We start from the raw sequence: 24,337 nt of genomic DNA on the forward strand, positions 1-24,337 counted from the left end.
TCGATGACGGGCCGGCGCCTGTGCACCGGCCCGTGGTCGTGGCTTACTCGCCGATGGTCAGCAGCGATGCATTGCCGCCGGCTGCGGTGGTGTTGATGGTGAGCGTGCGCTCGCCGGCGAAACGCAGCAGGTAGTGCGGACCGCCGGCCTTGGGGCCGGTGCCGGACAGGCCTTCGCCACCGAATGGCTGCACGCCGACCACCGCACCGATCTGGTTGCGGTTGACGTAGCAGTTGCCCACGCGGGCGCGGCTCTGGATGTACTCGACGGTGTCGTCGATGCGGCTGTGGATGCCGAGCGTGAGGCCATAGCCGGTGGCGTTGATCTCGTCGACCACCTTGGCCAGCTCGTCGCCCTTCCAGCGGATCACATGCAGCACCGGGCCGAAGATTTCGCGGGTCAGCGTGGCCAGCGAGGGGATTTCGTAGGCGCGCGGGGCGAAGAAGGTGCCGTTGCTGGTGGTGGCCGGGTCGAGCTTCACTTCGCCGATCTTTTTCGCTTCCTTGTCCATGCGCGCGGCATGGTCGACCAGGATCTTCTTGGCGTCCTCGTCGATCACCGGACCCACGTCGGTGGACAGCTGGCCCGGGTCGCCGACCTTCAGCTCACCCATGGCGCCGGCCAGCATCGCGCAGACCTTGTCGGCGATGTCTTCCTGAACGTACAGCACGCGCGCGGCCGAGCAACGCTGTCCGGCGGACTGGAACGCAGAGGCGACCACGTCCTTGACGATCTGCTCGGGCAGGGCCGAGGAGTCGGCGATCATCGCGTTCTGGCCACCGGTTTCGGCGACCAGGGCGGCGATCGGCGCATTGCGGGCGGCGAGCGCGCGGTTGATCGCCCAGGCGGTTTCGGTGGAGCCGGTAAAGGCCACGCCAGATACGCGCGGATCGCGGGTGAGCGCGGCACCGACGGTGGCGCCATCGCCCGGCAGGAACTGCAGCACCTCGGCCGGCACGCCGGCTTCCTGCAACAGCTTCACGGCGACGTAGCCGATCAAGCTGGTCTGTTCGGCTGGCTTGGCAATGACGGCATTGCCGGCAGCCAGCGCGGCGCTGACCTGGCCCAGGAAGATCGCCAGCGGGAAGTTCCAGGGGCTGATGCAGACGAACACGCCGCGGCCGTTCAAGAACAGCTGGTTGCTCTCGCCGGTGGGGCCAGGCAGCTGTTCCGGATGACCGAACAGGCGGCGCGCCATGGTCGCGTAGTAACGCAGGAAGTCAGCCGCCTCGCGGATTTCGGCGATGGCGTCGGGCAGGCTCTTGCCCGCTTCGCGCACGCACAGCGCGATGAACTCGCCGCGACGCGCTTCGAGCTGCTCGGCCGCGTGCTCGAGGATGGCCGCACGGCTGGCGGCGGGCAGGCGATCCCAGTTGTGCTGGGCGGCGACGGCATTGGCCAGCGCCTTTTCGACCGTGGCGCTGTCGGCGCTGACATAGCTGCCGACGACCTGGCGACGATCGGCGGGATTGGTCACCTGCACGGTGGCGCCGTTGCTCTTGGCGCCCGGCACCAGCGGCTCGGCGGTCCACGGACCGGTCTTGCTCTGGATCGCCTCGGCGAGGGCCTTCAGTTCGTTGTCGTTGGAGAAGTTGACGCCCATGGAATTCTTCCGAAGTTCACCGTAGAGATTCACCGGCAGCGGAATGCGCGGGTGGGGGATGGAGGCGAAGCCGCGCACGGTCTCGCAGGGATCGGCGACCAGTTCGCGCACCGGCAGGCTTTCGTCGACCACGCGGTTGACGAAGCTGGTGTTGGCGCCGTTCTCGAGCAGGCGGCGCACGAGGTAGGGCAGCAGGTCCTCATGCGTGCCGACCGGCGCGTACACGCGGCAGGGCACGTTGAGGTTCTGCTTGCCGATCACCTCGGCGTAGAGATCAGTGCCCATGCCGTGCAGGCGCTGGTATTCGTACGGACGACCCTGCGCCACATGATGCACGGCGGCGATGGTGTGCGCGTTGTGCGTGGCGAACTGCGGGTAGATCAGTTCCACGCCCGCATCGAACAGCTTGCGTGCGCAGGCCAGGTAGGAGACGTCGGTGTTCGGCTTGCGCGTATACACCGGATAACCGGCCAGGCCGTTTTCCTGCGCACGCTTGACCTCGGCATCCCAGTACGCGCCCTTGACCAGGCGCACGTACCAGCGGCGGCCGCTGGCGCGCGCGGTTTCGATCAGCCAGTCGATCACGAACGGGGTGCGCTTCGCATACGCCTGCACCACGATACCCAGGCCATTCCAGCCCTGCAGCGAGGGATGCGCGAACACGTCGCCGATGATGTCCAGCGACAGCTCCAGGCGCTCGGCTTCCTCGGCGTCGACCGACAGCGCGATGCCGTGCTTCATCGCCAGCTGCGACAGCTCCAGCAGCTTGGCGCTGAGGTCGCGGCGGGCGATTTCGCGCTTGGCCACTTCGTAGCGCGGATGCAGGGCCGACAGCTTCACCGAGATCGACGGTGCGTCGGTGTGGTTGGCGAACGGACCGCGCGCGCCGATGGCGGCGATGGCGTTGCGGTAATCCTGCTGATAGCGCTCGGCGGTTTCGCTGGTGAGCGCCGACTCGCCGAGCATGTCGTAGGAATAGCGATACACCGCATATTCCTTCTGCGCGCAACGATCCAGCGCCTCGCCGATGGTGCGACCCATCACGAACTGGTGGCCCATGATGCGCATGGCCTGGCGCACGGCGAGACGAATCGCCGGCTCGCCCGCGCGGCCGACCAGGCGACGCAGCGCGCCGGTGAAGTCGTGGCGGGTTTCCTCCGACAGCGTCACCAGCTTGCCGGTGAGCATCAGGCCCCAGGTCGACACGTTGACGAACAGCGACTCGCTCTGGCCGAGGTGCTTCTTCCAGTTCGCATCGCCCAGCTTGTCGCGGATCAGCTTGTCCGCGGTGGCCTTGTCGGGGATGCGCAGCAGGGCTTCGGCCACGCACATCAGCAGCACGCCTTCTTCCGACGACAGGTCGTACTGGCGCATGAAGGATTCGACGGCGCTCTGGTCCTTGGCGCGCAATCGCACGCGGGACACCAGGTCGGCGGCCAGGTCGATCACCTTTTCGCGTTCCACCGGCGGCAAGGTGGCCTGCGCCAGCAGGTCATTGACCGCTTCGGTCTCGTCACGCAGCCAGGCCGCGGTGATGCGGGCGCGGGCCGGCTCGACGCCAGTCGGAAGTTCGGGGCTGAGTATGGGCTGGGTCACAGAGGCGTAGCCAAGGAATGCGGGGTGGGGAATCGCGGGATTGTACGCGGGGGTGGCGGCGCACGCATCCGTACGGCGTGTTGCAGCGCACGACACCTTTTAATAGGCATGCACAGGCGCCGCAGTTCACATGGGGGCGAGCAGGCTGCGACAAAAGCGCGCAGGCAGATGATTTGGCGTGGACTTGGATGCGGGTTGCGGCGTAGGGACGTGCGCCGGGTCACCGCTTGCGCGTGTTCCGTGTGAGCGTCGCACCCCCGCTGCTCCATGCTCAGCCTCGATCACGCAACAGGAAAGCGAGACTCAACAACCCACTAGCGCTATTCATGCCTGCTTCAAATCAAGTGGGTGCGGCATTCTTGCCCATCGAGGCCATCGCGGCCTATCATTCCTGCGTTCCAGGCACGCCGGATCCCCATGATCGTGCTTCGACCAGCAGCGGCCGGCTTGCCGTGCGCGACGATGTGGCTTAAGCCCAATCGCGCCCTGAGTCGCCGTGACTTGCGTCGTGTGATCGGGGTATTGGTGGCGCTGGCGTTGACGACGGCCGGGTTGGGCGCGTGGCAGGGGAATGTGTTCGCTCCGCTGTTTGCCCTGGTCGAGTCCTTTGCTGTGGCTTTCGCCTTGGGCGTGGCCTGGCGAGCCGGCGACCGCAGCGAGCGCATCACCCTCGACGAATCGTCGCTGGAGGTGCAATCCCTGCCAGGTCGGCGCAGTGCGCGTTTCCAGACTTACTGGGTACGCGTGCAGTTGCGCACCGGCAAGGGGAGAGCTCGTCTGCTGCTGACGTCGCATGGGCAGGAACTGGAGATCGGGGCCTTCCTCGCCGATGAGGAGCGCGCCGAACTGTCAAGGAAACTCAAGGTGTTGCTGGCCGCTATCAACGATCCGCAGCGCAGGTAGGTTCAACAAAGGTGCAAGACATGACATCTGGCGGCATCAGGCCTGGCAGTACCAAGCGAGTAGTCGCGGCATGCGCACTCATCGCCCTTGCAATGTTCGGTGGTGTGGCGATGGCCAATCCGCAGCCGGGCCAGTTGAACATGACGCGTGGCGCGTCCACGTGGTCTCCCGTTCCGTACTTCCTCAATAACGTCGCGCTCGGTGTTTGCGTCGTCATCGGCATCCTGGTGTTCGGCGCGATGTTCATCGCCATGTTCCGCTTCCGCAAATCGCGCGGCGCGGTGGCCGAGAAGTGGTCGCACAACACCACGCTCGAGATCATCTGGACCACCATCCCGGTGGTCATCCTGATCGTGCTGGCCTACCTGGCCACCGGCGGCCTGCGCACGTTCTCCGACACCACCGGCTCGCAGATGACCGTGAAGGTCACCGGCTACCAGTGGAAGTGGCGCTACGACTACGTCGACTACCAGGGCAAGGCGATCGACAAGGTCGGCTTCATGTCCAAGCTGGATCGCGAGAGCGACGAGACCCGCCAGCTGAATTCGGGCCTCGATCCGAACGCGGTGAAGGTGGACGGATACAACACCTACCTCATCAATGTGGATGAGCCGCTGGTGGTGCCGGTCGGCGTCAAGATCCGCTTCGTGATCACCGCCGGTGACGTGATCCACTCGTGGTGGGTGCCGGCGCTGGGCTGGAAGATGGACGCCATCCCGGGCATCGTCAATGCGGCCTGGACCAATATCACCGAGCCGGGCGTCTACCGTGGCCAGTGCGCCGAGCTGTGCGGCCAGGACCACGGCTTCATGCCGATCGTGGTGAAGGCCCTGCCGAAGGAAGAGTTCGAGAAGTGGCTGGCCGACAAGGAGGCGCAGGCCAAGCAGCCGGCGCCGGCGGCTCCGGCCGCCGCCTCGACCGCGGCCGCGCCGAGCACGGCGCAGATTGCACCCGACGCACCTGTTGCCCAGGGCCACCAGGGCTGATTCGTCAGCCCGCTTAACCGTTTCCGCATTTAGGTAGAGGTGCAAGGCCATGGCTCACGCAGCCACTCACGACCACCACGACGATCATCACGGCGCCCCGAAGAACTTCTTCGTGCGCTGGTGCATGTCCACGAACCACAAGGACATCGGCACCCTGTACCTGGTTTTCTCGCTGCTGATGTTCTTCATCGGCGGCAGCTTCGCCATGGTGATCCGCGCCGAACTGTTCAAGCCCGGCCTGCAGCTGGTGCAGCCGTACTTCTTCAATGAAATGACCACGATGCATGCGCTGGTCATGATCTTCGGCGCGGTCATGCCGGCCTTCGTGGGCCTCGGCAACTGGATGATCCCGCTGATGGTCGGTGCGCCGGACATGGCGTTGCCGCGCATGAACAACCTGTCGTTCTGGATTCTGCCGTTCGCGTTCGCGCTGCTGCTGTCCACCCTGTTCCTGCCGGGCGGTGGCCCCGCCGGTGGCTGGACCATGTACCCGCCGCTGTCGCTGCAGGGCAGCTCGACCGCCTACGTGGTGTTCGCGGTGCACTTGATGGGCATCAGCTCGATCATGGGCGCGATCAACATCATCGCGACCATTCTGAACATGCGCGCGCCGGGCATGGACCTGCTGAAGATGCCGGTGTTCGTGTGGAGCTGGCTGATCACGGCGTTCCTGCTGATCGCGGTGATGCCGGTGCTGGCCGGTGCGGTGACCATGCTGCTCACCGACAAGTACTTCGGCACCAACTTCTTCAATGCCGCCGGCGGCGGTGACCCGGTGCTGTTCCAGCACATCTTCTGGTTCTTCGGTCACCCCGAGGTCTACATCATGATCCTGCCGGCCTTTGGCCTGGTCTCGGAGATCATCCCGACCTTCGCGCGCAAGCCGATCTTCGGCTACAAGGCGATGGTGTTCGCGATTGCCTCGATCGCCTTCCTGTCGTTCATCGTGTGGGCGCACCACATGTTCGCCGTGGGTCTGCCGCTGGGCGGCGAGATCTTCTTCATGTACGCGACGATGCTGATCGCGGTGCCGACGGGCGTGAAGGTGTTCAACTGGGTCAGCACCATGTGGGGCGGCTCGATGACCTTCGAGACCCCGATGCTGTTCGCGATCGCCTTCGTGATCCTGTTCACCATCGGCGGCTTCTCCGGCCTGATGCTGGCGCTGGCTCCGGCCGACTTCCAGTACCACGACACCTACTTCGTGGTGGCGCACTTCCACTACGTGCTGGTGACCGGTGCGATCTTCGCCATCATCGCCGCGACGTACTACTGGCTGCCGAAGTGGACCGGCCACATGTACTCGGAGACGTGGGGCAAGATCCATTTCTGGAACAGCGTGATCTGGGTGAACGTGTTGTTCTTCCCGCAGCACTTCCTGGGCCTGGCCGGCATGCCGCGCCGCATTCCGGATTACAACGTCGCGTTCGCCAACTTCAACATGATCAGCTCCATCGGCGGCTTCCTGTTCGGCGCCTCGCAGCTGATCTTCCTCGGCGTGCTCGTCCACGCGGTGTGGTTCTCCAAGAAGAAGGCCGCCGACCGTGTATGGGAAGGCGCCAAGGGCCTGGAGTGGACCGTGCCGTCGCCGGCGCCGTACCACACCTTCGATGTGCCGCCGGTGATCCACGATCACGAGCTGGCTCACGGTCACGTCGAAGATTGATCCATGACTACCGCTCCGGCCTTGGCCGGGGCGGGCGGAAAACGCATTAGATGAATCAGCTGTCGAACGATCTGATCAAGGAAGCGCGCCAGAAGGGCGTGCGGCGCACGGCCCTGGTGGTGGGTGCGATCGCCGTGGCGCTGTTCCTGCTCTCGATCCTGCAAGGGCTGCATTACTCGTAAGCGTTACCGCAATCGTTATTCCTCCGTGGCGCCGGTGAGGCGTTCCGGGTTGAAGTTCCCCGCGCACTTCGGCGGGGGCGGAAGTAAACAAGAGAAATCCACGGGGTCTCACCATGGGTCATCAGCAAGACGCTTATTTCGTACCGGCCAAGAGTTATTGGCCGATCGTGGCCGCGGTCGTCATGTTCGTCACCGTGTTCGGTGCCGCGCACTGGCTGAACGCACCTCCGGGTGAGGCCGGCTTCGGCAAGACCATGCTGACGATCGGCTTCGTCGGCATCCTGCTGATGTTCTTCGGCTGGTTCCGCTCGGTGATCCGCGAATCCCTGGCCGGCAACTACAACAGCCAGGTGGACCGCTCGTTCCGCATGGGCATGATGTGGTTCATCTTCTCCGAAGTAATGTTCTTCGGCGCCTTCTTCGGTGCGCTGTTCTATGCCCGCATGTTCGCGGTGCCGTGGCTGGGCGGTGAAGGCCACGGCGTGCTGACCCACCAGTTCCTGTGGAACGACTACACCGCGGCCTGGGGCACCAACACCGGCCCGGGCCATGTCGGCGGTGACTTCCAGACGGTGGCTCCGTGGGGCCTGCCGCTGCTCAACACGCTGATCCTGCTCAGCTCCAGCGTCACGGTGACGATTGCGCACCACGCGCTGAAGGTCGGCCATCGCGGCAAGATCCTGCTGTTCCTCGGCCTTACCGTGCTGCTGGGCGCCACCTTCCTGTACTTCCAGGCGCACGAGTACATGGAGGCCTACCGCGAGCTCAACCTGACCCTGCACAGCGGCGTCTACGGCTCGACCTTCTTCATGCTCACCGGCTTCCACGGCATGCACGTGACGCTGGGTACGATCATGCTGGCGATCATCTGGCTGCGCGTGGCCCGAGGCCATTTCAGCAAGGATCACCACTTCGGCTTCGAGGCGGTGGCCTGGTACTGGCACTTCGTCGACGTGGTGTGGCTGGGCCTGTTCATGTTCGTCTACATCCTCTGAGGCGCCTCGGCGTCACAGCAAAAAGCCCGCCGGAAGGCGGGCTTTTTTGTGGGAAACCATGGCCCACGGGGCCCCTTCTGTAGGAGCACACCCTGTGCGCGACAAAGCGGCAGGACTGCCGCTTTGCACAGCGCAAGCTGCCCGAAGGGCGAGGGCCAAGGATGGCCCGAGTGAAAAGCCAACGGAGCGGTGACGCCGCGATCGCGCACAGGGTGCGCTCCTACAAAAAAGAGAAAAGCAAAGGCCCGCCAGGGCGGGCCTTTCTTCCAACAGGGTGTCGCACGCGAAGCGCTGGCGGCAGCGGGGCGCTACAATTACTGACCCACGCCGTGCGGGTGTATCCAGCCCATCCAGATGCCGAACACGACCATCAGGATGAGCAGCACCGACAAGCCGATGCGGCGGGTCAACGCCCACACCGTGCGCTTGCTGCCGTCCTTGTCGGTCATCATGAAGAACAGGGCCTGACCGAGATTGAACAGCACCACCAACAGCAGGATCACCAGCGCATATTTGTAGATGGTTTCCACGTGATAGGTCCGAACGCCTTAGACATCCGCAGTATAGCGGCCGCATGCGGTGCCTCCGCGTGAAGTGGTTGCGCCGCCCATCCTGGTTCGCGCTGCTGCTCACGGCGGCCGGCGCCTTGTTGTTCATACGCTTAGGCGTGTGGCAGCTGCATCGTGCGGACGAAAAGGACGAGCTTCTGCGACGGTATGCCGCGGCGGATGCGGCGCCGCTGCGCGACTTTGCCGCCGTGGCCCTGACGCCGCCGGCGAACGCCTTTGCGCGAGTCCATGTGCAGGGCGAGTACCTCGCCGATCGCGCCTACCTGCTCGACAACCCGAAGCACGACCAGCGCGGGGGGGTGGAAGTCTATGCGCCTTTCCGTCCGCGTGATGGCGAACGCGTGCTGCTGGTCGACCTGGGCTTCCTCCCTGGCAACGGTACCGACCAGGCGCCGCAGTTGCCGGCGCTGCCGGTGGGCGAGCAAACCCTGCAGGGCCTGTACCTGCCGCCGCCGGGCGTCGGCTTCGAGATGGGCGGTGATGCGCTGGCGCGCCAGGCGCACTGGCCCAAGACCACGATCTACCTCAACCTGTCCCAGGTCGCGACCGATTTGGGCGCCCAGCTATACCCGCAGGTGCTGGCGCTGGATGCGGATCCGGCCGCGATCTTTGTGCGCGAGCACCTGCTCGATTTCTCCTCGATGCCGCCAGCCCGGCATCGTGCCTATGCCTTCCAATGGTTCACCTTTGCCGTGGCGGCGGTGGTGATCCTGCTGGTGCTGCACCGCCGCCGCCCCACGAAACCGTCGGACAAGTCATGAACAAGCCTGATCCCGCCCTGCGCGCGAGTCGACTGAAACTGCTGTTGATCATGCTGGTGTTCGCCGCGCCCATGGTGGCGGCCGGCGTGCTCACCGTGATCGGCTGGCAGCCCAACGGCAAGGCCAATGGCCTGCCGATCGAACCGCAGCGCAACTTCGCCAGCGAGCAGTTGCAGGTGACCATGGCCAATGGCCAGCCCTGGGCATGGCGCGCGGACGAACCGCAGCTGACCCTGGTTGCCCTGGCCGGACCCGACTGCGCCGCCCAGTGTCTGGACGTGCTGACCAAGATGGCTGCCGCGCGCATCACGCTCAACCAGAACGCGCCGCGCCTGCGCCTGCTCTACGTGGGCAAACCCCCGGCCGATGCGGCCAGTAACGGCATGAGCAGCTACTGGCAGCTGGGCCAGGACAGCAAGGACCAGTTGGCACCGTTCCGTCCCAGCACGCCCGACAGCGTGGCGGCGTTGCTGGTGGAGTCCGACGGCACCGCCTTGTCGCTCTATCCCGCCGGCTTCGATCCCACCGGCTTGCGCAAGGACCTGCAGAAGGTTATCCGCTGATGGCTTCCCGTTCCTTGAGAATCCTGCGCGGCCTGGCCCTGCTCGCTGCCGTGTTCGCGTTTGGCGTGGTGATGTTTGGTGCGTTCGTGCGCTTGTCCAATGCCGGTCTGTCGTGTCCGGACTGGCCGACCTGCTATGGCAAGGCGAGCTGGCCGGAACACGCGCATGAGATCGTGCAGGCCAATGCGGCGTTCCCGGATCGCCCGTTCGAAACGAACAAGGCCTGGCGCGAGCAGGTGCATCGCTTCCTCGCCGGCACGCTGGGAACCCTGGTATTCGCCCTGGCCCTGATCGCCAGCTGGCGCCGCGCGTGGACGCGCTATGCGGTGATCGTGGGCGCCATCTTCGCTGCGGCCGGCGTGACGCTGTACATGCGAAACGAACACCACTGGTCCTTGGTGTTGTCGTGTTTCGCCATCGGCTTGCCGCTGCTCGCAGCGATCGGGCTGAAGCGGCCCGGGGCCTGGCGCATCAGCGTGCTGGCGCTCGCCGTGGTCATCTTCCAGGCCATGCTCGGGATGTGGACGGTGACCTTGCTGCTCAAGCCGATCGTGGTGATGGGTCACCTGATGGGCGGCATTACCACCTTCGCGCTGCTCGCTTATGCGGCGCTTCGTTTCGGCGGTGTAGGCGTCAACGACGAGCGCTATACGGGCGTGCGCAAGGCGGTCGTGCTGGGCATCGTGCTGCTGTTGGCGCAGATCGCCTTGGGTGGCTGGACCTCCTCGAACTACGCGGCGCTGGCCTGCGGCACCGATTTCCCCAAGTGTCTCGGCCAGTGGGCACCGCCCACCGATTTCCGCGAAGGCTTCGTGTTGTGGCGCGGCATCGGCGTGAACTACGAAGGCGGCGTGCTCGACATGGCGGCGCGCAGCGCGATCCAGATCGCGCATCGCATCGGCGCCCTGGTGGTGTTCTGCTATCTCGCGTGGCTGTCGCATCGCGTGTCGCGCCGCGGTCTGCGCGGGCAGGGCCTGGCGATTGCCGTGGTCCTGGTCACCCAGGTCCTGCTCGGCATCAGCAACGTGCATTTTGGCCTGCCGCTGCCGGTGGCCACGTTGCACAATGGCGTCGCGGCGCTGTTGCTGTTCACCTTGCTGGCCACGCTGGCGCGCACGCAGCGTCGGCATGACGACACTTTGCATTTTTCCTTTGGACACCACTGACGATGAGCAGCCGTTTCCACGAGTATCTGGAACTCACCAAGCCGCGCGTCGTCGCACTGCTGGTGTTCTGCGCTGTCATCGGCATGTTCCTGGCCGTGCCCGGCATTCCGCCGTGGCGCGCCCTGGTGTTCGGCACCCTGGGTATCTGGATGGCGTCCGGCTCGGCCGCCGCGTTCAATCACCTGATTGATCAGCGCATCGACAAGCTGATGGCGCGCACGGCGCATCGTCCTTTGGCCACCGGCCATCTCACGCCGCGCCAGGTGCTGGCCTTTGCGCTGACGCTCGGCGTGGTGTCCATGTTGATCCTGGTGTTCCTGGTCAATCCGCTTACCGCGCTGCTGACGTTCGGTGGTTTGATCGGCTACGCCGTCATCTACACCGCGTATCTCAAGCGCGCCACGCCGCAGAACATCGTGATCGGTGGCCTCGCCGGCGCGATTCCGCCGGTGCTTGGCTGGACCGCGGTGACCGGAGCGCTGCATCCGTTCGCCTTGCAGCTGTGCCTGATCATCTTCGTGTGGACGCCGCCGCATTTCTGGGCGCTGGCGATCTTCCGTCGCGACGATTACTCGCGCGCCCAGGTGCCGATGCTGCCGGTCACGCATGGCGTGGTGTTCACCCGCTGGCACGTGCTGTTCTACACGATCCTGCTGGTGCTGGTGACCTTGCTGCCGGCGCTGACGGGTTACAGCGGCATGGTCTATCTGGGCGGCGCGGTGGTGCTCGGCGCAGGCTTTCTGTATTACGCCGTGCGCCTGTTGAATCCGCCGGACGAGTTTTTCGCGATGAAGGTGTTCAACTATTCCATCGTGTACCTGATGGCGCTGTTTGCTTTCCTGCTGGTGGACCATTGGGTGATGGAGCCCTTGCTGCAGCAGGGGATGGTGTTGCAGAAGGCGGCTTAGCCCACTGGCGGTCGCTGACTGCCGGCGCGCTGTGGCTCCTTCTCCCCCTTGGGGAGAACGCTGGGATGAGGGGCGGGTGCTTGCGATAGCGCTAAAACCAAGCGATATCGCCAGCTTGCCGCTTACGCAGCGGGCGTTCCGAACCGCTGCCGCGGTCCGGGTCACTTTTCTTTTGCTGGCCCAAAAGAAAAGTAACCCAAAGAAAATGGCCTGAAGAGCTCATAGCATTACGCTGGATGCGAGCCTGACGGGTGTGGCCAGCCGGAAAGGTGGCGGCCCACGGCCGCCACACAGCGGCTACACCGCAACGCGCCGAGGCGGAGAGGGCTTAAAGCGTTGGTTTGCTGTCTTGTCGCATCTGAGCTCGCGACATGGCTCGGTTGTAGCGCTGCCGCGAGCACCCACCCATCATCCCAGCCTTCTCCCCGGAGGGGAGAAGGAGTAGAGGCGCCAAACCGGCGAAATCTCCCATCAACGCAGCCCCACCGTGTGCACCATGCACACCCGCTTCACGCGCAGCAACTTTCGTTCCCAAACGCGCTGTCATCGGGTTGACACTTGCGCACCGCAGCAAGACAATACGCGAGCCCCCCGGCGCCATGGCGCCCTGTGGGCCTCTGTCCTACCAAACAAAGGCATATGGACGTTTACCCTAGTCGCAACGTCGACATCCGCGAGCATCGGGTGCCGGCATTGCAAAACAAGTTGATTGCCTGCGGCGACCGCCTGCGGTCGGCTGGCGCTTTCCTAGACTAGGGAAGTCCGGCCCACCTCTGATGGCGCCGTCGGCGCCGTTACGAGGAGATGGGCCCATGAAGCTCCTTCGCGATTTCTTTCGTCTGCGCACCGCGGGACGCCAGTTGCTGGCCGGCCGTGGGGCAGAATCCCGCCGTTCCTGGACGATCACCGTCCCTGCGCCGCTGCATGAGGCAGCGGCTCCGGTCGTCATCGACATGCGTTGGAAAGCCGACGCTTCCCGCGGTCGCCCCGTCGCCCGTTGGCAAGAACATGTGCCGCCGCAAGCGCACCGTCATCTACAGCTGGTATCCAGTCACTGATGAAGCCGTCGTCGGCTCGCATCGATGTCCTGCGCAAGGGCTGGCCTCCGCCAGTCCCGTGGTCTCGATGGCGACGAAGGTCGTAGCGCAGGCATTGGCGTCACGCGCGGGGTAACCCCGCCGGCTCGCTGGTCCGCATCACATGTCACCGATTTCACGGAAGCGAGTCATGTTCAAGCACTCCACCCAGACCGTCACCGGCAAGCCGGCGGGCAAGAGCGCCGCCGCGCCGGTGCGCGTGGCCGTCGCGCAGGAAGCGTTCCGCCATAACGAGGCCCTGTACGCAGCGCTGGATACCAGCGCTGCCGGTCTCAACGAGGAACAGATCGGCGAGCGCCTGGATCGGGACGGCCTCAACGAGGTTTCGCACGAGAAGCCCCCGCATTGGTCGGTGCAGCTGCTGCGTGCGTTCAAGAACCCGTTCATCATCGTGCTGCTGGTGCTGGCGGCGGTTCAGCTGTTTACCGATGCCAGCGACCTGACCGGGCCGATCATCATCGCCGTGATGGTGGGCATCAGCGTGCTGCTGAGCTTCACCCAGGAATACCGATCGTCCAGGGCCGCCGAGAACCTCAAGGCGATGGTGCGCAACACCGCCACGGTGACGCGCCGCGCCTCGGACGGGCATAGCGAGCGCATCGAAGTGCCGGTGGGCGAGCTGGTCGCGGGCGATATCGTGCATCTGGCGGCAGGCGACATGGTGCCTGCCGACCTGCGCCTGGTTTCGGCCAAGGATCTGTTTATCAGCCAGGCCATCCTGACCGGCGAATCCCTGCCGGTGGAAAAGTCGGCGCCGGCGCATGCGCAGGCGTCCGACGAACTGCATGCCGGCGCGGCCGACAATCCGCTGGATCTGCCAACCGTGTGCTACATGGGCACCAACGTGGTCAGCGGTACCGCCACGGCGGTGGTGGTGGCGACCGGTTCGCGCACCTACCTGGGCTCGATCGCGCGCACCATCGTCGGCCAGCGCGTGCAGACCAGTTTCGATCGCGGCGTGAACAGCGTCAGCTGGCTGCTGATCCGCTTCATGGCGGTGATGGTGCCGATCGTTTTCCTGATCAACGGTCTGGACAAGCACGACTGGCTGCAGGCGTTTACGTTTGCGCTGTCGGTGGCGGTGGGCCTGACCCCGGAAATGCTGCCGCTGATCGTCACCGCGAACCTGGCCAAGGGCGCGCTGGCGATGTCCAAGCGCAAGGTGGTGGTGAAGCGCCTCAACGCGATCCAGAACTTCGGCGCCATGGACGTGCTGTGCACGGACAAGACCGGCACGCTGACGCTGGACAAGATCGTGCTGGAGCGCCACCTGGACCTGTACGGCGAGGAGTCCGACGAGGCGCTGGAATACGGCTATCTCAACAGCCGTTTCCAGACCGGCCTGAAGAACCTGATGGACAAGGCGGTGCTGTCCCATCGGGATCTTGAAGAAACCGCCACGCATTACCGCATCGTCGACGAGATCCCGTTCGACTTCCAGCGTCGCCGCATGTCGGTGGTGCTGGGCAATGGCGACGGCAACGAGTTGCTGGTGTGCAAGGGCGCCGTCGAGGAGATGCTGTCGATCTGTGCCTACGCCAAGGCCGGCGACGAGATCCTGCCGATGAGCGACGAGCAGCGCGCCGACATCAAGGCGATGACGCGCGGACTCAACGAGGACGGCCTGCGCGTGCTGGTGGTGGCGATCAAGCGCCAGCCGCCGGCAGGCCGCGCTTATGGCGTGGCCGACGAGAGCAACCTCATCGCAATCGGTTGCCTGGCCTTCCTCGATCCGCCGAAGGACACGGCAGCCACCGCCATCGCGGCGCTGCATCACCACGGCGTCGAAGTGAAGGTGATCACCGGCGACAACGAGGCGGTGACGCGCAAGATCTGCCGCGAAGTGGGCCTGGATGTGGAGCATTCCGCCCAGGGCAAGCACATCGAGCCGCTCGACGACGAGGCGCTGGACGAATTGGTCAAGCGCACCACGGTGTTCGCCAAGATGTCGCCGCTGCAGAAGGCGCGCGTGGTGAAGTCGCTGCAGCGCCAGGGCCATACCGTGGGCTTCCTCGGCGATGGCATCAACGATGCGCCGGCACTGCGCGAGGCAGACGTGGGCATCTCGGTGGATACCGCCACCGACATCGCCAAGGAGTCGGCCGACATCATCCTGTTGGAAAAGAACTTGATGGTGCTGGAAGAGGGGGTGATCGAGGGTCGCATCACCTTCGGCAACATCATCAAGTACATCAAGATGACCGCCAGCTCCAATTTCGGCAACATGTTCTCGGTACTGATCGCCAGCGCGTTCCTGCCGTTCCTGCCGATGCTGCCGCTGCAGATCCTGGTGCTGAACCTGCTGTACGACATCTCGCAGCTGTCGATTCCGTTCGATCGCATGGACGACGAATACCTGCGCAAGCCGCGCAAGTGGGACGCCAGCGACATCGGCCGTTTCATGGTGTGGATCGGCCCGGTCAGCTCGATCTTCGACGTCACCACCTTCCTGCTGCTGTGGTACGTGTTCGGCGCGAATTCGACGGAACACCAGGCGTTCTTCCAGTCCGGCTGGTTCATCGAGAGCCTGCTGACGCAGACGCTGATCGTGCACATGATCCGTACCCGCCGGATTCCGTTCCTGCAGAGCGTGGCGGCGGCGCCGGTGCTGGCCTTGACCACCGCGATCATCATCATCGGCATGCTGGTGCCCTATACCAGCCTGGGCGCGAAGATCGGCATGGTGGCCTTGCCCGGCGTGTACTTCGGCTGGCTGGTGCTGACCGTGTTGACTTACTGCGTGCTGACGCAGTTGATGAAGCTGGTCTATATCCGCCGCTACGGACGCTGGTTGTGACGTTGCCGCTTTTGCAGAGGGCGAAAGCGTAAGGCAAGCGTTTCATGGCTTGCTGCGTTGCTTTGCCGCACACGACGAGGGCACCTGCATCGGTGCCCGTGAATGATCACCTCTTCTCCCGTCGAGGGAGGGGCGAGCGCGACGCGCGTTCGATTTGCATCAGGGAGGCCACGCCATGAAAGGCACCTTCGCTCTACTCGACATTGCCGGTTACGTGGCCCTGCTGCTGTGGGGCACGCACATGGTCACCAGCGGCGTGCTGCGTGGCTATGGCAGTGCGCTGCGTCGCTGGATGGGGCGCTACCTGGGCCATCGTCCGGCGGCGTTCGGCTTTGGCGTGTGCGTCACCGCGATCCTGCAGAGCAGCACCGCGACGGGACTGATGGCCACCTCGTTTGCCGCCAGCGGCTTCCTGGGCCTGGCGCCGGGCCTGGCCGTGATGCTGGGCGCCAACGTGGGTACGACCCTGATCGTGCAGGTGATGTCGTTCGACATCTCGATCGTGGCGCCGGTGCTGATCCTGATCGGTTTCACCATCCATCGCCGCAGCGACGATGTGAGTTACGAGAATATCGGGCGGGTCGCGATCGGCCTGGGCCTGATGCTGCTCGCGCTGCATCTGCTGGTGATCGCGATGGCGCCGGTGGAAAACGCGCAGGTGCTGCATGCGATCCTGCAGAGCCTGGCCAGCGAGCCGGTGCTCGCCATGCTGGTCGCGGCCTTGCTTACCTGGGCCTGTCATTCGAGCGTGGCGGTGGTGTTGTTGATCGTGTCGTTGGCCAGCGCCGGCGTGATCGACGCGCCGGGCGCCCTGGCCTTGGTGCTCGGCGCGAACTTGGGTGGCACCATTCCGGCCTTGCTGGAAGCCCATACGCCGGTGGCCCGTCGCTTGCCGATGGGTAATCTGATGGTGCGCGCGTTTGGTTGCGTCGTCTGCCTGCCGCTGCTGCCGTTGCTGGCGCACTGGCTGGCGCCGCTGGGCGCGTCGCCGGCGCGCATCGTGGTGAATTTCCACACGGCCTTCAATCTGGCGTTGGCGCTGATCTTCATCGTGCCGGTGCAGAGCCTCGCCCGCTTGCTGGTGCGACTGCTGCCGGAGCCGCCGCAGCCCAATGATCCGGGCGTGCCGCAGTATCTCGATGTAGGCGCACTCGATTCGGCCAATGTGGCCCTGGCCAACGCCGTGCGCGAATCCATGCGCATGGCCGACATGGTCGAAGACATGCTGAAGGGGTTGGTCGAGGTATTCGGCAAGGACGACCGTGCGCGCGCGGCGTCGATCAGTCGCATGGACACGTCGTTGGATCGTCTCGGCGTGGCCATCCGCGAATACCTGACCGATCTCGGCGGCGAAGCCTTGAATGAAGAGGATGGCGAGCGCAGCCAGGAGATCCACGCCTTCGTCATCAACATCGAGCACATCGGCGACATCACCGCGAACAACCTGATGGAGTTTGCCGCCAAGAAGGCGCAGAGCGGGCAGGACTTCTCCGCCGACGACATCCAGGACCTTGCGGCCATGCATGCACAGGTGATGGAGAGCCTGCGCCTCGGCCTCACCGTGTTCCTGCGTGGCGACCTGCGCGCGGCGCAGCAATTGATCTCGCGCAAGGAAGTGCTGTGGCGCCTGGAGAATGAAGCGTCCGACCGGCACGTGCGCGCGCTGCGTGAGCGCCGCGACGCCGGTGGCGGCGACGTCTACCTGCGCATCCTGCGCGACCTCAAGCGCGTGCATTCGCACCTGGCCGCGCTGGCCTATCTGCCGCTGCAACGCGCCGGCCTGTTGCAGGACCGCCTGGTGCGCGAGCCGGTGAGCCCTGGCGCGGCGTGACCAACGACCAAGTACCGATAGAGGAGAAACCCGACCTTGGACCCTAGTCCTTCAAGCGATCCGTCGATTCCGCATACGCCGTACTGATACCGCCATCGCGTGCTCTTCACTCTGAAGGGCATCCCCGGATGCGGTAGCCGACGACGGCCCTGACCGCGAACCGGGGCAACTCGGGCTATTTCTCCGCCCTTGTCTTCCCCTTGTCGTAAAACTCTGCTCTGTGGTCTTGGTGATCGCGGTGCTTTCGCTCGAGTTTCCATCCCGCAAGGGGAACGTCATGTCCTTTCTTACCACCAAACACCTGTCCTGCCTGCCTGCCGCGCTCGCCATGGCGCTGAGCCTGGCCGCCTGCTCGCACTCCTCGAATGAAGCGACGCCGGCGCCCCACGTGATTGCGGATCACGGCGTGCTGCGGATTCCGGAAAAGTCCCCGCTGCGCTCCGAGCTGATCGTCCAGGCCGTCGAGATGCGCGAGATGCCGCACGCCATGACGTTCCCGGCCCAAGTCGAGGTCGATCCGGCGCATCAGGCCAATGTCCTGCCGGCGGTGACAGGCAAGGTGGTCGAGCTGAAGGTCGGCCTGGGCGATCACGTCACCCGTGGCCAACTGCTGGCGGTGATCGATTCGGGCGATCTGGCCCAGGCCTATGCCGACGTCGACAAGGCCAATGATGCACTCGACCTGGCCAGGAAGAGCCTGGAGCGTGCGCGTGGCGTGCAGCAAGCGGGCGGCAACGCCGTGAAGGATCTGCAGGCCGCGCAAAGTGGCTACAACCAGGCGCTGGCGGAAGCCGGTCGCGCACAGACGCGCCTGGCGGCCCTGGGTGGCGCGGGTTCGCATGTGGCGAAGTCGATGCAGGTCATCGCGCCGGTCAGTGGTTACATCACCGCGTTGTCGGTGTCGCCGGGCATGTATGTCAACGACGCCACCGCGGCCCTGATGTCCATCGCCAATCTCGATACGGTGTGGATCACCGCCAATGTGCCGGAGAGTGCGGTCGGCCAGGTCGCCAAGGGGCAGGACGTCGATGCCACGCTGTCCGCCTATCCGGACGAGGTGGTACACGGCAAGGTAAGTTTCGTCAGTCCCGTGCTGCAAGCGGATACCCGCCGCAGCATGGTGCGTGTCGCGGTGGCCAATCCGGAGGGACGGCTGAAGCCGAACATGTTCGCGAACGCGAGCTTCCATATTCCGCAGCCACCGCAGGTGATCGTGCCGGAAACGGCCTTGCTGATGAACAACGACAACATCAGCGTGTTCGTGGAAGTGTCGCCGTGGGCGTTTGAACGCCGCACCGTCGAGCTGAGCTATTCGGAGACGGCAGGCGCGCGCGTGACCCGGGGCCTGAAGGCCGGCGACCGCGTGATCGTGCGGGGCGGAGTCCTGCTCAATGATTAACGCGATCTTCCAGTTCTGCTTCCAGAAGCGGATGTTGTTCTTCGTCGTGACGATCCTCGTCGCGTGCTTCGGCTATTACTCCTGGACCCAGCTGGCGATCGAGGCGTATCCCGAGCTGAGCGATGTCACCGCCCAGGTCACCACCCAGGTGCCCGGCCTGGCCGCCGAGGAAATCGAGCAGCAGATCACCACGCCGCTGGAGCGTGGCCTTGCCGGTACGCCCGGCCTGGTCAGCATGCGTTCCAGCAGCACCTTTGGCCTGTCGCTGATCACCATGGTGTTCAAGGATGGGGCGGAGGACTACTGGTCGCGCCAGCGCATCATGGAGCGGGTGAGTCAGGTCACCCTGCCTGCCGGCGTGACGCCCGGTCTGGATGCGGTTTCCGGCCCTGCCGGCGAAATCTACCGCTATACGCTGGAGTCCAAGAGCAAGAATCTGATGCAGCTGTCGGAGCTGCAGACCTGGGTCGTTATTCCTGCACTGGAGAAGGTTCCAGGTGTGGCCAATGTCGATATCTTCGGCGGCTTCACCAAGGAATTCCAGCTGGAGCTGGACCCGGCCCAGCTGCTGCGCTTCGGCGTCAGCGTGAACCAGGTCAGCAGTGCGATCTCCGCCAATACCTCCAATGCGGGCGGCAGCCGCATTACCCGTGGCGAGCAGTCGTACATCGTGCGCGGCATCGGCATGGTGCATACGCTGCAGGAGCTCGGCGACATCGTGGTCACCCAGAGCAATGGCGTGCCGGTACTGGTGCGCGATCTCGGCAAGCTGCGCTATGGCCATCAGGTGCGCCAGGGCATTCTCGGCAAGAACAACAATCCCGACACCATCGAAGGCATCGTCGACCTGCTGAAGTACGAGAATCCCTCGCGCGTGCTGGAGGGCATCCACGCCACCGTCGATCAGCTCAACCAGCGCCTCGCCGCGCAGGACGTGCAGATCGTCCCGTATATCGATCGCGACGACCTGGTCAATGCGACCAAGGAAAAAGTCTTCCGCACCGTGATGGAAGGCGTGGGCCTGGTCTGCATCGTGCTGATCCTGTTCCTGGGCAGTCCGCGTTCGGCCCTGGTGGCGGCGGTCGCGATACCGATGTCGCTGGTCACGGTCTTCATCCTGATGCAGTTCACCCACATGCCGGCGAATCTGTTCTCGCTTGGTGCGATCGACTTTGGCGTGATCGTGGACGGCACCATCGTGGTGACCGAGGCGATCCTGCGGCGTCGTGAGGAAAAGCCCAACGAGGTGCTGACCGAAGACGATGTAATGACGGTGACCAAGCATGTGGGCCGCTCGATCTTCTTTGCGACCCTGATCATCATCACCGCTTATCTGCCGCTGTTCGCGTTCGAACATGCCGAGGGCAAGCTGTTCCGCCCGATGGCCTTCACCGTGGGTTACGCCTTGCTGGCGGCCCTGCTGTGCACGGTGACCTTGACGCCCGGCCTGGCCTATATCGCCCTGCGCAAGCCGCGCAAGATTTTCCACAACAAGCCGCTGGAGAAGCTGCAGGCGGCCTACCGTTCCAGTCTCGGACGTCTGCTGCACAAGCTGCCGGTGGCCTACACCGCGGCCGGGGTGACCTTCCTGGGCGTGTTGGCCCTCGGTGCAACGATTGGTCGCGAGTTTCTGCCCGAGCTGGATGAAGGCGCGCTATGGCTGCAGGTGCAGATGCCGTCCGGCCTGTCGCTGGACAAGGCCAGTGCGATGACGGCCGATCTGCGCCGTGCCGTGCGCGAGTTTCCCGAGGTTTCCTATGTAGTGACCCAGCTGGGTCGTAACGATTCCGGCACCGATCCGTGGACACCGTCGCACGTCGAGGCTGGCGTGGGCCTCAAGCCCTACAGCAGCTGGGCGAGTGGCGAAAGCAAGGCGGAGTTCCTGCGTCGATTCAATGCGCGCATGCAGCAGATGCCGGGGATCAGCGTGGGCATCAGCCAGCCGATCGTGGATGGCGAGAACGACATGATCGGCGGGGCGCATAGCCCGCTGGTGCTGCGTATCTATGGCGATGACTTCGGCGAGCTGCGCCGCATCGGCGGCGAGATCGTGGAGGTGCTGCAAGGCGTGCGCGGCACCGCCGAGGCATCGATCTTCCAGGAGCCGCCGATCCCCCAGCTGGCGATCACGGCAGATCGCGAGGCGGCGGCACGTTATGGCATCAATATCGCCGATGTCAGCGGCCTGATCCAGACGGCTATCGGCGGCGCGCCGATCGCGCAGGTCTATGTGGCCGACCGCATCTACAACGTGACGGCCCGGGTGCCCAATGCGGTGGCCAACAATATCGAGGCGATCGGCCAGTTGCCGCTCACCTCGGCCACCGGTGCGCAGGTGCCCCTGAAACAGGTGGCGCATATCGGCCTGGCCATGGGCGAAAGCACGATTGCGCACGAGCAGACCCATCGCCAGCTGACCATACGCATCGACAACCGCGATCGTGCGCTGTCGGAGTATCTCGCCGATGCGCAGAAGCAAATCGACGCCAAGGTCCATTTCGACAAGCAGAACTATCACCTGGAATGGGCAGGCACGTTTGAGAACCAGCAGCGTGCCGAGGCACGCCTGATCGTGGTGATGGGCCTGGTGCTGGCGATCATGGCGGTGCTGCTGTTTGCCGAGTTCGGCAAGTTGCACCAGGCGATCCTGGTGCTGGCCGTGGTGCCGCTGGCGACCGTAGGCGGACTGATCTCGCTGCATTTGCGTGGCGAGACCTTGAACATCGCCACGGCGGTCGGCTTCATCGCCTTGTTCGGCGTGGCGGTACAGAACGGCATCATCATGGTGTCGAACATCAATCGCGTTCGAAAGGAAGGGCTGCCGTTGGAGGAGGCGGTATTGGCCGGTGCGACGGAGCGCTTCCGGCCGGTACTGATGACCGCCACCGTCGCCAGCGTGGGCATGCTGCCGGCGGCACTCGCCACCGGCATTGGCACGGACGTGCAGCGCGGCCTGGCCACCGTGGTCGTCGGCGGCCTGCCAATCGCCACCTTGCTGACCTTGTATATCCTGCCCGGTTTCTATTTCGGAGTGGAGCGCTTCATCGAGAAGCACAAGCGTCGCGCCGCACCGGCGACGGGAGTCTGACCATGCACATCATCAACAGCGCAACGACTCGTCATGGCAAGCGCAGCCTGCTTGCCCTGGCCATCACCCTCACGCTCAGCGCATGCGCGGTGGGGCCGGATTACCAGCGCCCGCAGGCGCCTGCTGCACACGACTATGCGCCGACAGCGTTGCCGCAGACCACGGCATCGGCGCCGGGTGTGGGCGGCGGTGCCCAGCAGCTCGTGCAGGACATGGACATTCCCGGCCAATGGTGGACCTTGTTCCATTCCGCGCCGTTGAACGCGTTGATCGACGATGCGCTCAAGCACAATGCCGACGTCGAAGCGGCCCACGCGGCCTTGCAAGTGGCCTGGGAGAACGTGCGCGCCCAGCGCGGGGCGTTCTTCCCCAGCGTCAGCGCCAGCGTCGACCCCACCCGGCAGAAGACCGGCTCGGTGTTGTCCAGCAATGTCGCGTCCAACAGCACGCTGTACAACCTCACCACCGCCCAGGTCAGCGTGTCGTATTCGCCGGACCTGTGGGGCGGCAACCGCCGCCAGGTGGAGTCCCTGGTGGCCGAGGCGAATGCACAGCGTTTCCAGCTGGAGGCGACCTACCTCACGCTGACCAGCAACCTGGTGAATGCGGCGATCCAGGAAGCCTCGTTGCGCGCGCAGATCGACGCCACCCACCACATCATCGATGACCAGCAGCGCATCATGACGACGCTGCAACGCCAGCTTGCGCTTGGCGATGCACCCGAAGCCGCCGTCGCGGCGCAGCAGGCGGCGCTCGAGCAGAGCCGGGCCAGCCTGCCTCCGCTGGAAAAGCAACTCGACCAGCAACGCGACCTGCTCGCCGCGCTCAGCGGGCGCATGCCGAGCGACAGCATGGATGCCCGCTTTACCCTGGATGGATTGCAGTTGCCGGACCAACTGCCACTGAGCGTGCCTGCCCGACTGGTCGAGCAGCGGCCCGACGTGCGCATGGCCGATGAACAGTTGCACGCGGCCAGTGCGCAAGTCGGTGTCGCCATCGCGAACCGGCTGCCCAATGTGCAGATCACCGCGAATATCGGCAGTGCCGCCGACAGCGCCAGCAACCTGTTGGGCACGGGCACGGGCTTCTGGAATATCGGCGCCAGCATCACGGCGCCGATCTTCGACGGTGGCACGCTGAAGCATAAGCAACGTGCGGCCGAGGCGACCTATCGACAGAGTGAGGCGCAGTATCGCGGCACGGTGATCTCCGCTGTGCAAAGCGTGGCGGATGTCTTGCACGCCGTGCATGCCGATGCCGATGCACTGGCGGCGGCGGAACGTGCCGAGCGCGCGGCGGCGCGCAGCTTCGAGATCGCGCGGCATCAACTTGAGCTGGGCGATATCAGCGAAGCGACGATGCTCAATGCGGAACTGACCTGGCGGCAGGCGGAGATCGCGCTGATCCAGGCGCAGGCGAACCGCTATGCCGATACCGTGGCCTTGTTCCAGGCGCTCGGCGGTGGCTGGTGGAATCGGCAGGATGCAAGCGAGGTGGCGTCCTCGGCTGAGCCCACGCACCAGCCCTGAACCACCACGTTCACGGACGGCCTCAGCGCGAATCGGACGACGCGCAGGCCGTCCTGCGTTTATGCCGCCACCACAGCACCAGCACGACCACGATCACGATGCCGAAGAGGACCCACAGGCCGTTCTGGCCGCGGCGGATCCATTTGGCCAGCCAATCGTGGTTGTCGGCGCCGAAATAACCGAGATAGACCCAGATCGGCACGCTGATCAGCGCGGCCAGGCCATCGAGCAGGAAGAAACGCAGGAACGACACGCGATGGGTGGAGCCGGCGGTGATGTAGACGGCGGTGCGCATGCCAGGGAGGAAGCGCGCGAAGAACAGCAGGCGGTTGCCGTAGCGCTCGAACTTCTGCTGCACCTTGGCATAGCGCTCCGGCGTCAACAGGCGGGCGACGAGGCGCCATTGCCGAATGCGCGCGCCGTAATGATGACCCAGCAGGAACATGGCGGAATCGCCGGCCAGCACGCCGACCATGGCCACGGCAAACATCCTGTGCACGTTCGCATAGCCCAGCCCGGCGATCACCCCGCCGGCGACCAGGGTGATGTCTTCGGGCAAAGGCACGCCCGCACCGCACAGCAGCAACGCGATGAATACCGCGAAGTAGCCGTTCTCAGCGAACACGGTCACCAGTCGTTCAAGCAGTTCCATCTACATCCATGCCGGGGTCGTCGCCCATGCGGTAAGGGAGTGTCCG

18 protein-coding genes are annotated in these 24,337 nt (G+C 64.8%); 15 read left to right on the forward strand and 3 right to left on the reverse strand.

Annotated features, from left to right (window positions below; translation table 11 throughout):
- Nucleotides 1-43: 43 nt before the first annotated feature.
- Nucleotides 44-3,199: a bifunctional proline dehydrogenase/L-glutamate gamma-semialdehyde dehydrogenase PutA gene (putA, locus tag OUZ49_RS16475; RefSeq protein WP_266151659.1), complete on the reverse strand. Its 3,156-nt coding sequence runs from the start codon at nucleotides 3,197-3,199 to the stop codon at nucleotides 44-46.
- Nucleotides 3,200-3,616: 417 nt separating this feature from the next.
- On the opposite strand from putA, the gene OUZ49_RS16480 reads away from it, so the two are divergent.
- From OUZ49_RS16480 to OUZ49_RS16500, 5 genes are all read left to right on the forward strand, one after another.
- A complete protein-coding gene (locus OUZ49_RS16480; protein ID WP_323134941.1) occupies nucleotides 3,617-4,102 on the forward strand; it encodes a DUF2244 domain-containing protein in 486 nt (161 codons plus the stop codon).
- Between the two features lie 20 nt (nucleotides 4,103-4,122).
- A complete protein-coding gene (coxB, locus tag OUZ49_RS16485; RefSeq protein ID WP_266151660.1) occupies nucleotides 4,123-5,088 on the forward strand; it encodes a cytochrome c oxidase subunit II in 966 nt (321 codons plus the stop codon).
- Nucleotides 5,089-5,137: 49 nt separating this feature from the next.
- On the forward strand, nucleotides 5,138-6,754 hold the full coding sequence (gene ctaD, locus OUZ49_RS16490; RefSeq protein WP_380005241.1) for a cytochrome c oxidase subunit I: 1,617 nt from the start codon (nucleotides 5,138-5,140) through the stop codon (nucleotides 6,752-6,754).
- 50 nt (nucleotides 6,755-6,804) lie between these two features.
- Complete coding sequence (locus OUZ49_RS16495) at nucleotides 6,805-6,936, forward strand: hypothetical protein (RefSeq protein ID WP_266151661.1); 132 nt, start codon at nucleotides 6,805-6,807, stop codon at nucleotides 6,934-6,936.
- A gap of 113 nt (nucleotides 6,937-7,049) precedes the next feature.
- Nucleotides 7,050-7,931 carry a cytochrome c oxidase subunit 3 gene (locus OUZ49_RS16500; protein ID WP_266151662.1) on the forward strand — a complete coding sequence of 294 codons (882 nt, stop codon included), beginning with the start codon at nucleotides 7,050-7,052 and terminating at the stop codon, nucleotides 7,929-7,931.
- Between the two features lie 314 nt (nucleotides 7,932-8,245).
- Here the strand turns inward: OUZ49_RS16500 and OUZ49_RS16505 are convergent, their stop codons facing one another.
- A complete protein-coding gene (locus OUZ49_RS16505; RefSeq protein WP_266151663.1) occupies nucleotides 8,246-8,461 on the reverse strand; it encodes a twin transmembrane helix small protein in 216 nt (71 codons plus the stop codon).
- A 59-nt stretch (nucleotides 8,462-8,520) separates the two neighbouring features.
- On the opposite strand from OUZ49_RS16505, the gene OUZ49_RS16510 reads away from it, so the two are divergent.
- The 10 genes from OUZ49_RS16510 (at nucleotide 8,521) to OUZ49_RS16555 (ending at nucleotide 23,639) form a co-directional block, all read left to right on the forward strand.
- Complete coding sequence (locus tag OUZ49_RS16510) at nucleotides 8,521-9,261, forward strand: SURF1 family protein (RefSeq protein ID WP_266151664.1); 741 nt, start codon at nucleotides 8,521-8,523, stop codon at nucleotides 9,259-9,261.
- Nucleotides 9,258-9,824 carry a hypothetical protein gene (locus tag OUZ49_RS16515; protein ID WP_266151665.1) on the forward strand — a complete coding sequence of 189 codons (567 nt, stop codon included), beginning with the start codon at nucleotides 9,258-9,260 and terminating at the stop codon, nucleotides 9,822-9,824. Before OUZ49_RS16510 ends, OUZ49_RS16515 begins: the two co-directional genes overlap by 4 nt.
- Nucleotides 9,824-10,990 (forward strand): COX15/CtaA family protein, encoded by a 1,167-nt coding sequence (locus OUZ49_RS16520; protein ID WP_266151666.1) that lies wholly within the window; start codon nucleotides 9,824-9,826, stop codon nucleotides 10,988-10,990. Before OUZ49_RS16515 ends, OUZ49_RS16520 begins: the two co-directional genes overlap by 1 nt.
- Nucleotides 10,991-10,992: 2 nt before the next feature.
- Nucleotides 10,993-11,898 carry a heme o synthase gene (gene cyoE / locus OUZ49_RS16525; protein WP_266151667.1) on the forward strand — a complete coding sequence of 302 codons (906 nt, stop codon included), beginning with the start codon at nucleotides 10,993-10,995 and terminating at the stop codon, nucleotides 11,896-11,898.
- Nucleotides 11,899-12,710: 812 nt separating this feature from the next.
- Entirely contained in the window at nucleotides 12,711-12,956 is a 246-nt protein-coding gene (locus tag OUZ49_RS16530; protein ID WP_266151668.1) for a hypothetical protein, read from the forward strand.
- Nucleotides 12,957-13,125: 169 nt separating this feature from the next.
- Nucleotides 13,126-15,792: a magnesium-translocating P-type ATPase gene (gene mgtA, locus OUZ49_RS16535; protein ID WP_266151670.1), complete on the forward strand. Its 2,667-nt coding sequence runs from the start codon at nucleotides 13,126-13,128 to the stop codon at nucleotides 15,790-15,792.
- A 175-nt stretch (nucleotides 15,793-15,967) separates the two neighbouring features.
- A complete protein-coding gene (locus OUZ49_RS16540; RefSeq protein ID WP_266151671.1) occupies nucleotides 15,968-17,623 on the forward strand; it encodes a Na/Pi cotransporter family protein in 1,656 nt (551 codons plus the stop codon).
- Nucleotides 17,624-17,900: 277 nt separating this feature from the next.
- Complete coding sequence (locus OUZ49_RS16545; protein ID WP_266151672.1) at nucleotides 17,901-19,022, forward strand: efflux RND transporter periplasmic adaptor subunit; 1,122 nt, start codon at nucleotides 17,901-17,903, stop codon at nucleotides 19,020-19,022.
- Complete coding sequence (locus OUZ49_RS16550; RefSeq protein ID WP_266151673.1) at nucleotides 19,015-22,110, forward strand: efflux RND transporter permease subunit; 3,096 nt, start codon at nucleotides 19,015-19,017, stop codon at nucleotides 22,108-22,110. The genes OUZ49_RS16545 and OUZ49_RS16550 overlap by 8 nt, the downstream gene beginning before the upstream one ends.
- 2 nt (nucleotides 22,111-22,112) lie before the next feature.
- Nucleotides 22,113-23,639 (forward strand): efflux transporter outer membrane subunit, encoded by a 1,527-nt coding sequence (locus OUZ49_RS16555; RefSeq protein WP_266151674.1) that lies wholly within the window; start codon nucleotides 22,113-22,115, stop codon nucleotides 23,637-23,639.
- A 22-nt stretch (nucleotides 23,640-23,661) separates the two neighbouring features.
- Here the strand turns inward: OUZ49_RS16555 and OUZ49_RS16560 are convergent, their stop codons facing one another.
- The gene (locus OUZ49_RS16560; RefSeq protein ID WP_266151675.1) at nucleotides 23,662-24,291 is read right to left on the reverse strand and encodes a DedA family protein; all 630 of its coding nucleotides are present in this window, start codon (nucleotides 24,289-24,291) and stop codon (nucleotides 23,662-23,664) included.
- Nucleotides 24,292-24,337 lie beyond the last annotated feature (46 nt).

It is taken from the genome of Dyella halodurans (genome assembly GCF_026283925.1).
GTDB classification, from domain to species: domain Bacteria; phylum Pseudomonadota; class Gammaproteobacteria; order Xanthomonadales; family Rhodanobacteraceae; genus Dyella; species Dyella halodurans.

Bases quoted from the DNA above. Each gene is read 5' to 3' on its own strand.
- OUZ49_RS16550 (WP_266151673.1), top strand. From the start codon at position 19,015: ATGATTAACGCGATCTTCCAGTTCTGCTTCCAGAAGCGGATGTTGTTC.
- cyoE (WP_266151667.1), top strand. From the start codon at position 10,993: ATGAGCAGCCGTTTCCACGAGTATCTGGAACTCACCAAGCCGCGCGTC.
- OUZ49_RS16555 (WP_266151674.1), top strand. From the start codon at position 22,113: ATGCACATCATCAACAGCGCAACGACTCGTCATGGCAAGCGCAGCCTG.
- OUZ49_RS16530 (WP_266151668.1), top strand. From the start codon at position 12,711: ATGAAGCTCCTTCGCGATTTCTTTCGTCTGCGCACCGCGGGACGCCAG.
- OUZ49_RS16515 (WP_266151665.1), top strand. From the start codon at position 9,258: ATGAACAAGCCTGATCCCGCCCTGCGCGCGAGTCGACTGAAACTGCTG.
- coxB (WP_266151660.1), top strand. From the start codon at position 4,123: ATGACATCTGGCGGCATCAGGCCTGGCAGTACCAAGCGAGTAGTCGCG.
- OUZ49_RS16495 (WP_266151661.1), top strand. From the start codon at position 6,805: ATGAATCAGCTGTCGAACGATCTGATCAAGGAAGCGCGCCAGAAGGGC.
- OUZ49_RS16545 (WP_266151672.1), top strand. From the start codon at position 17,901: ATGTCCTTTCTTACCACCAAACACCTGTCCTGCCTGCCTGCCGCGCTC.
- OUZ49_RS16480 (WP_323134941.1), top strand. From the start codon at position 3,617: ATGATCGTGCTTCGACCAGCAGCGGCCGGCTTGCCGTGCGCGACGATG.
- mgtA (WP_266151670.1), top strand. From the start codon at position 13,126: ATGTTCAAGCACTCCACCCAGACCGTCACCGGCAAGCCGGCGGGCAAG.
- OUZ49_RS16520 (WP_266151666.1), top strand. From the start codon at position 9,824: ATGGCTTCCCGTTCCTTGAGAATCCTGCGCGGCCTGGCCCTGCTCGCT.
- OUZ49_RS16540 (WP_266151671.1), top strand. From the start codon at position 15,968: ATGAAAGGCACCTTCGCTCTACTCGACATTGCCGGTTACGTGGCCCTG.
- ctaD (WP_380005241.1), top strand. From the start codon at position 5,138: ATGGCTCACGCAGCCACTCACGACCACCACGACGATCATCACGGCGCC.
- OUZ49_RS16560 (WP_266151675.1), bottom strand. From the start codon at position 24,291: ATGGAACTGCTTGAACGACTGGTGACCGTGTTCGCTGAGAACGGCTAC.
- OUZ49_RS16500 (WP_266151662.1), top strand. From the start codon at position 7,050: ATGGGTCATCAGCAAGACGCTTATTTCGTACCGGCCAAGAGTTATTGG.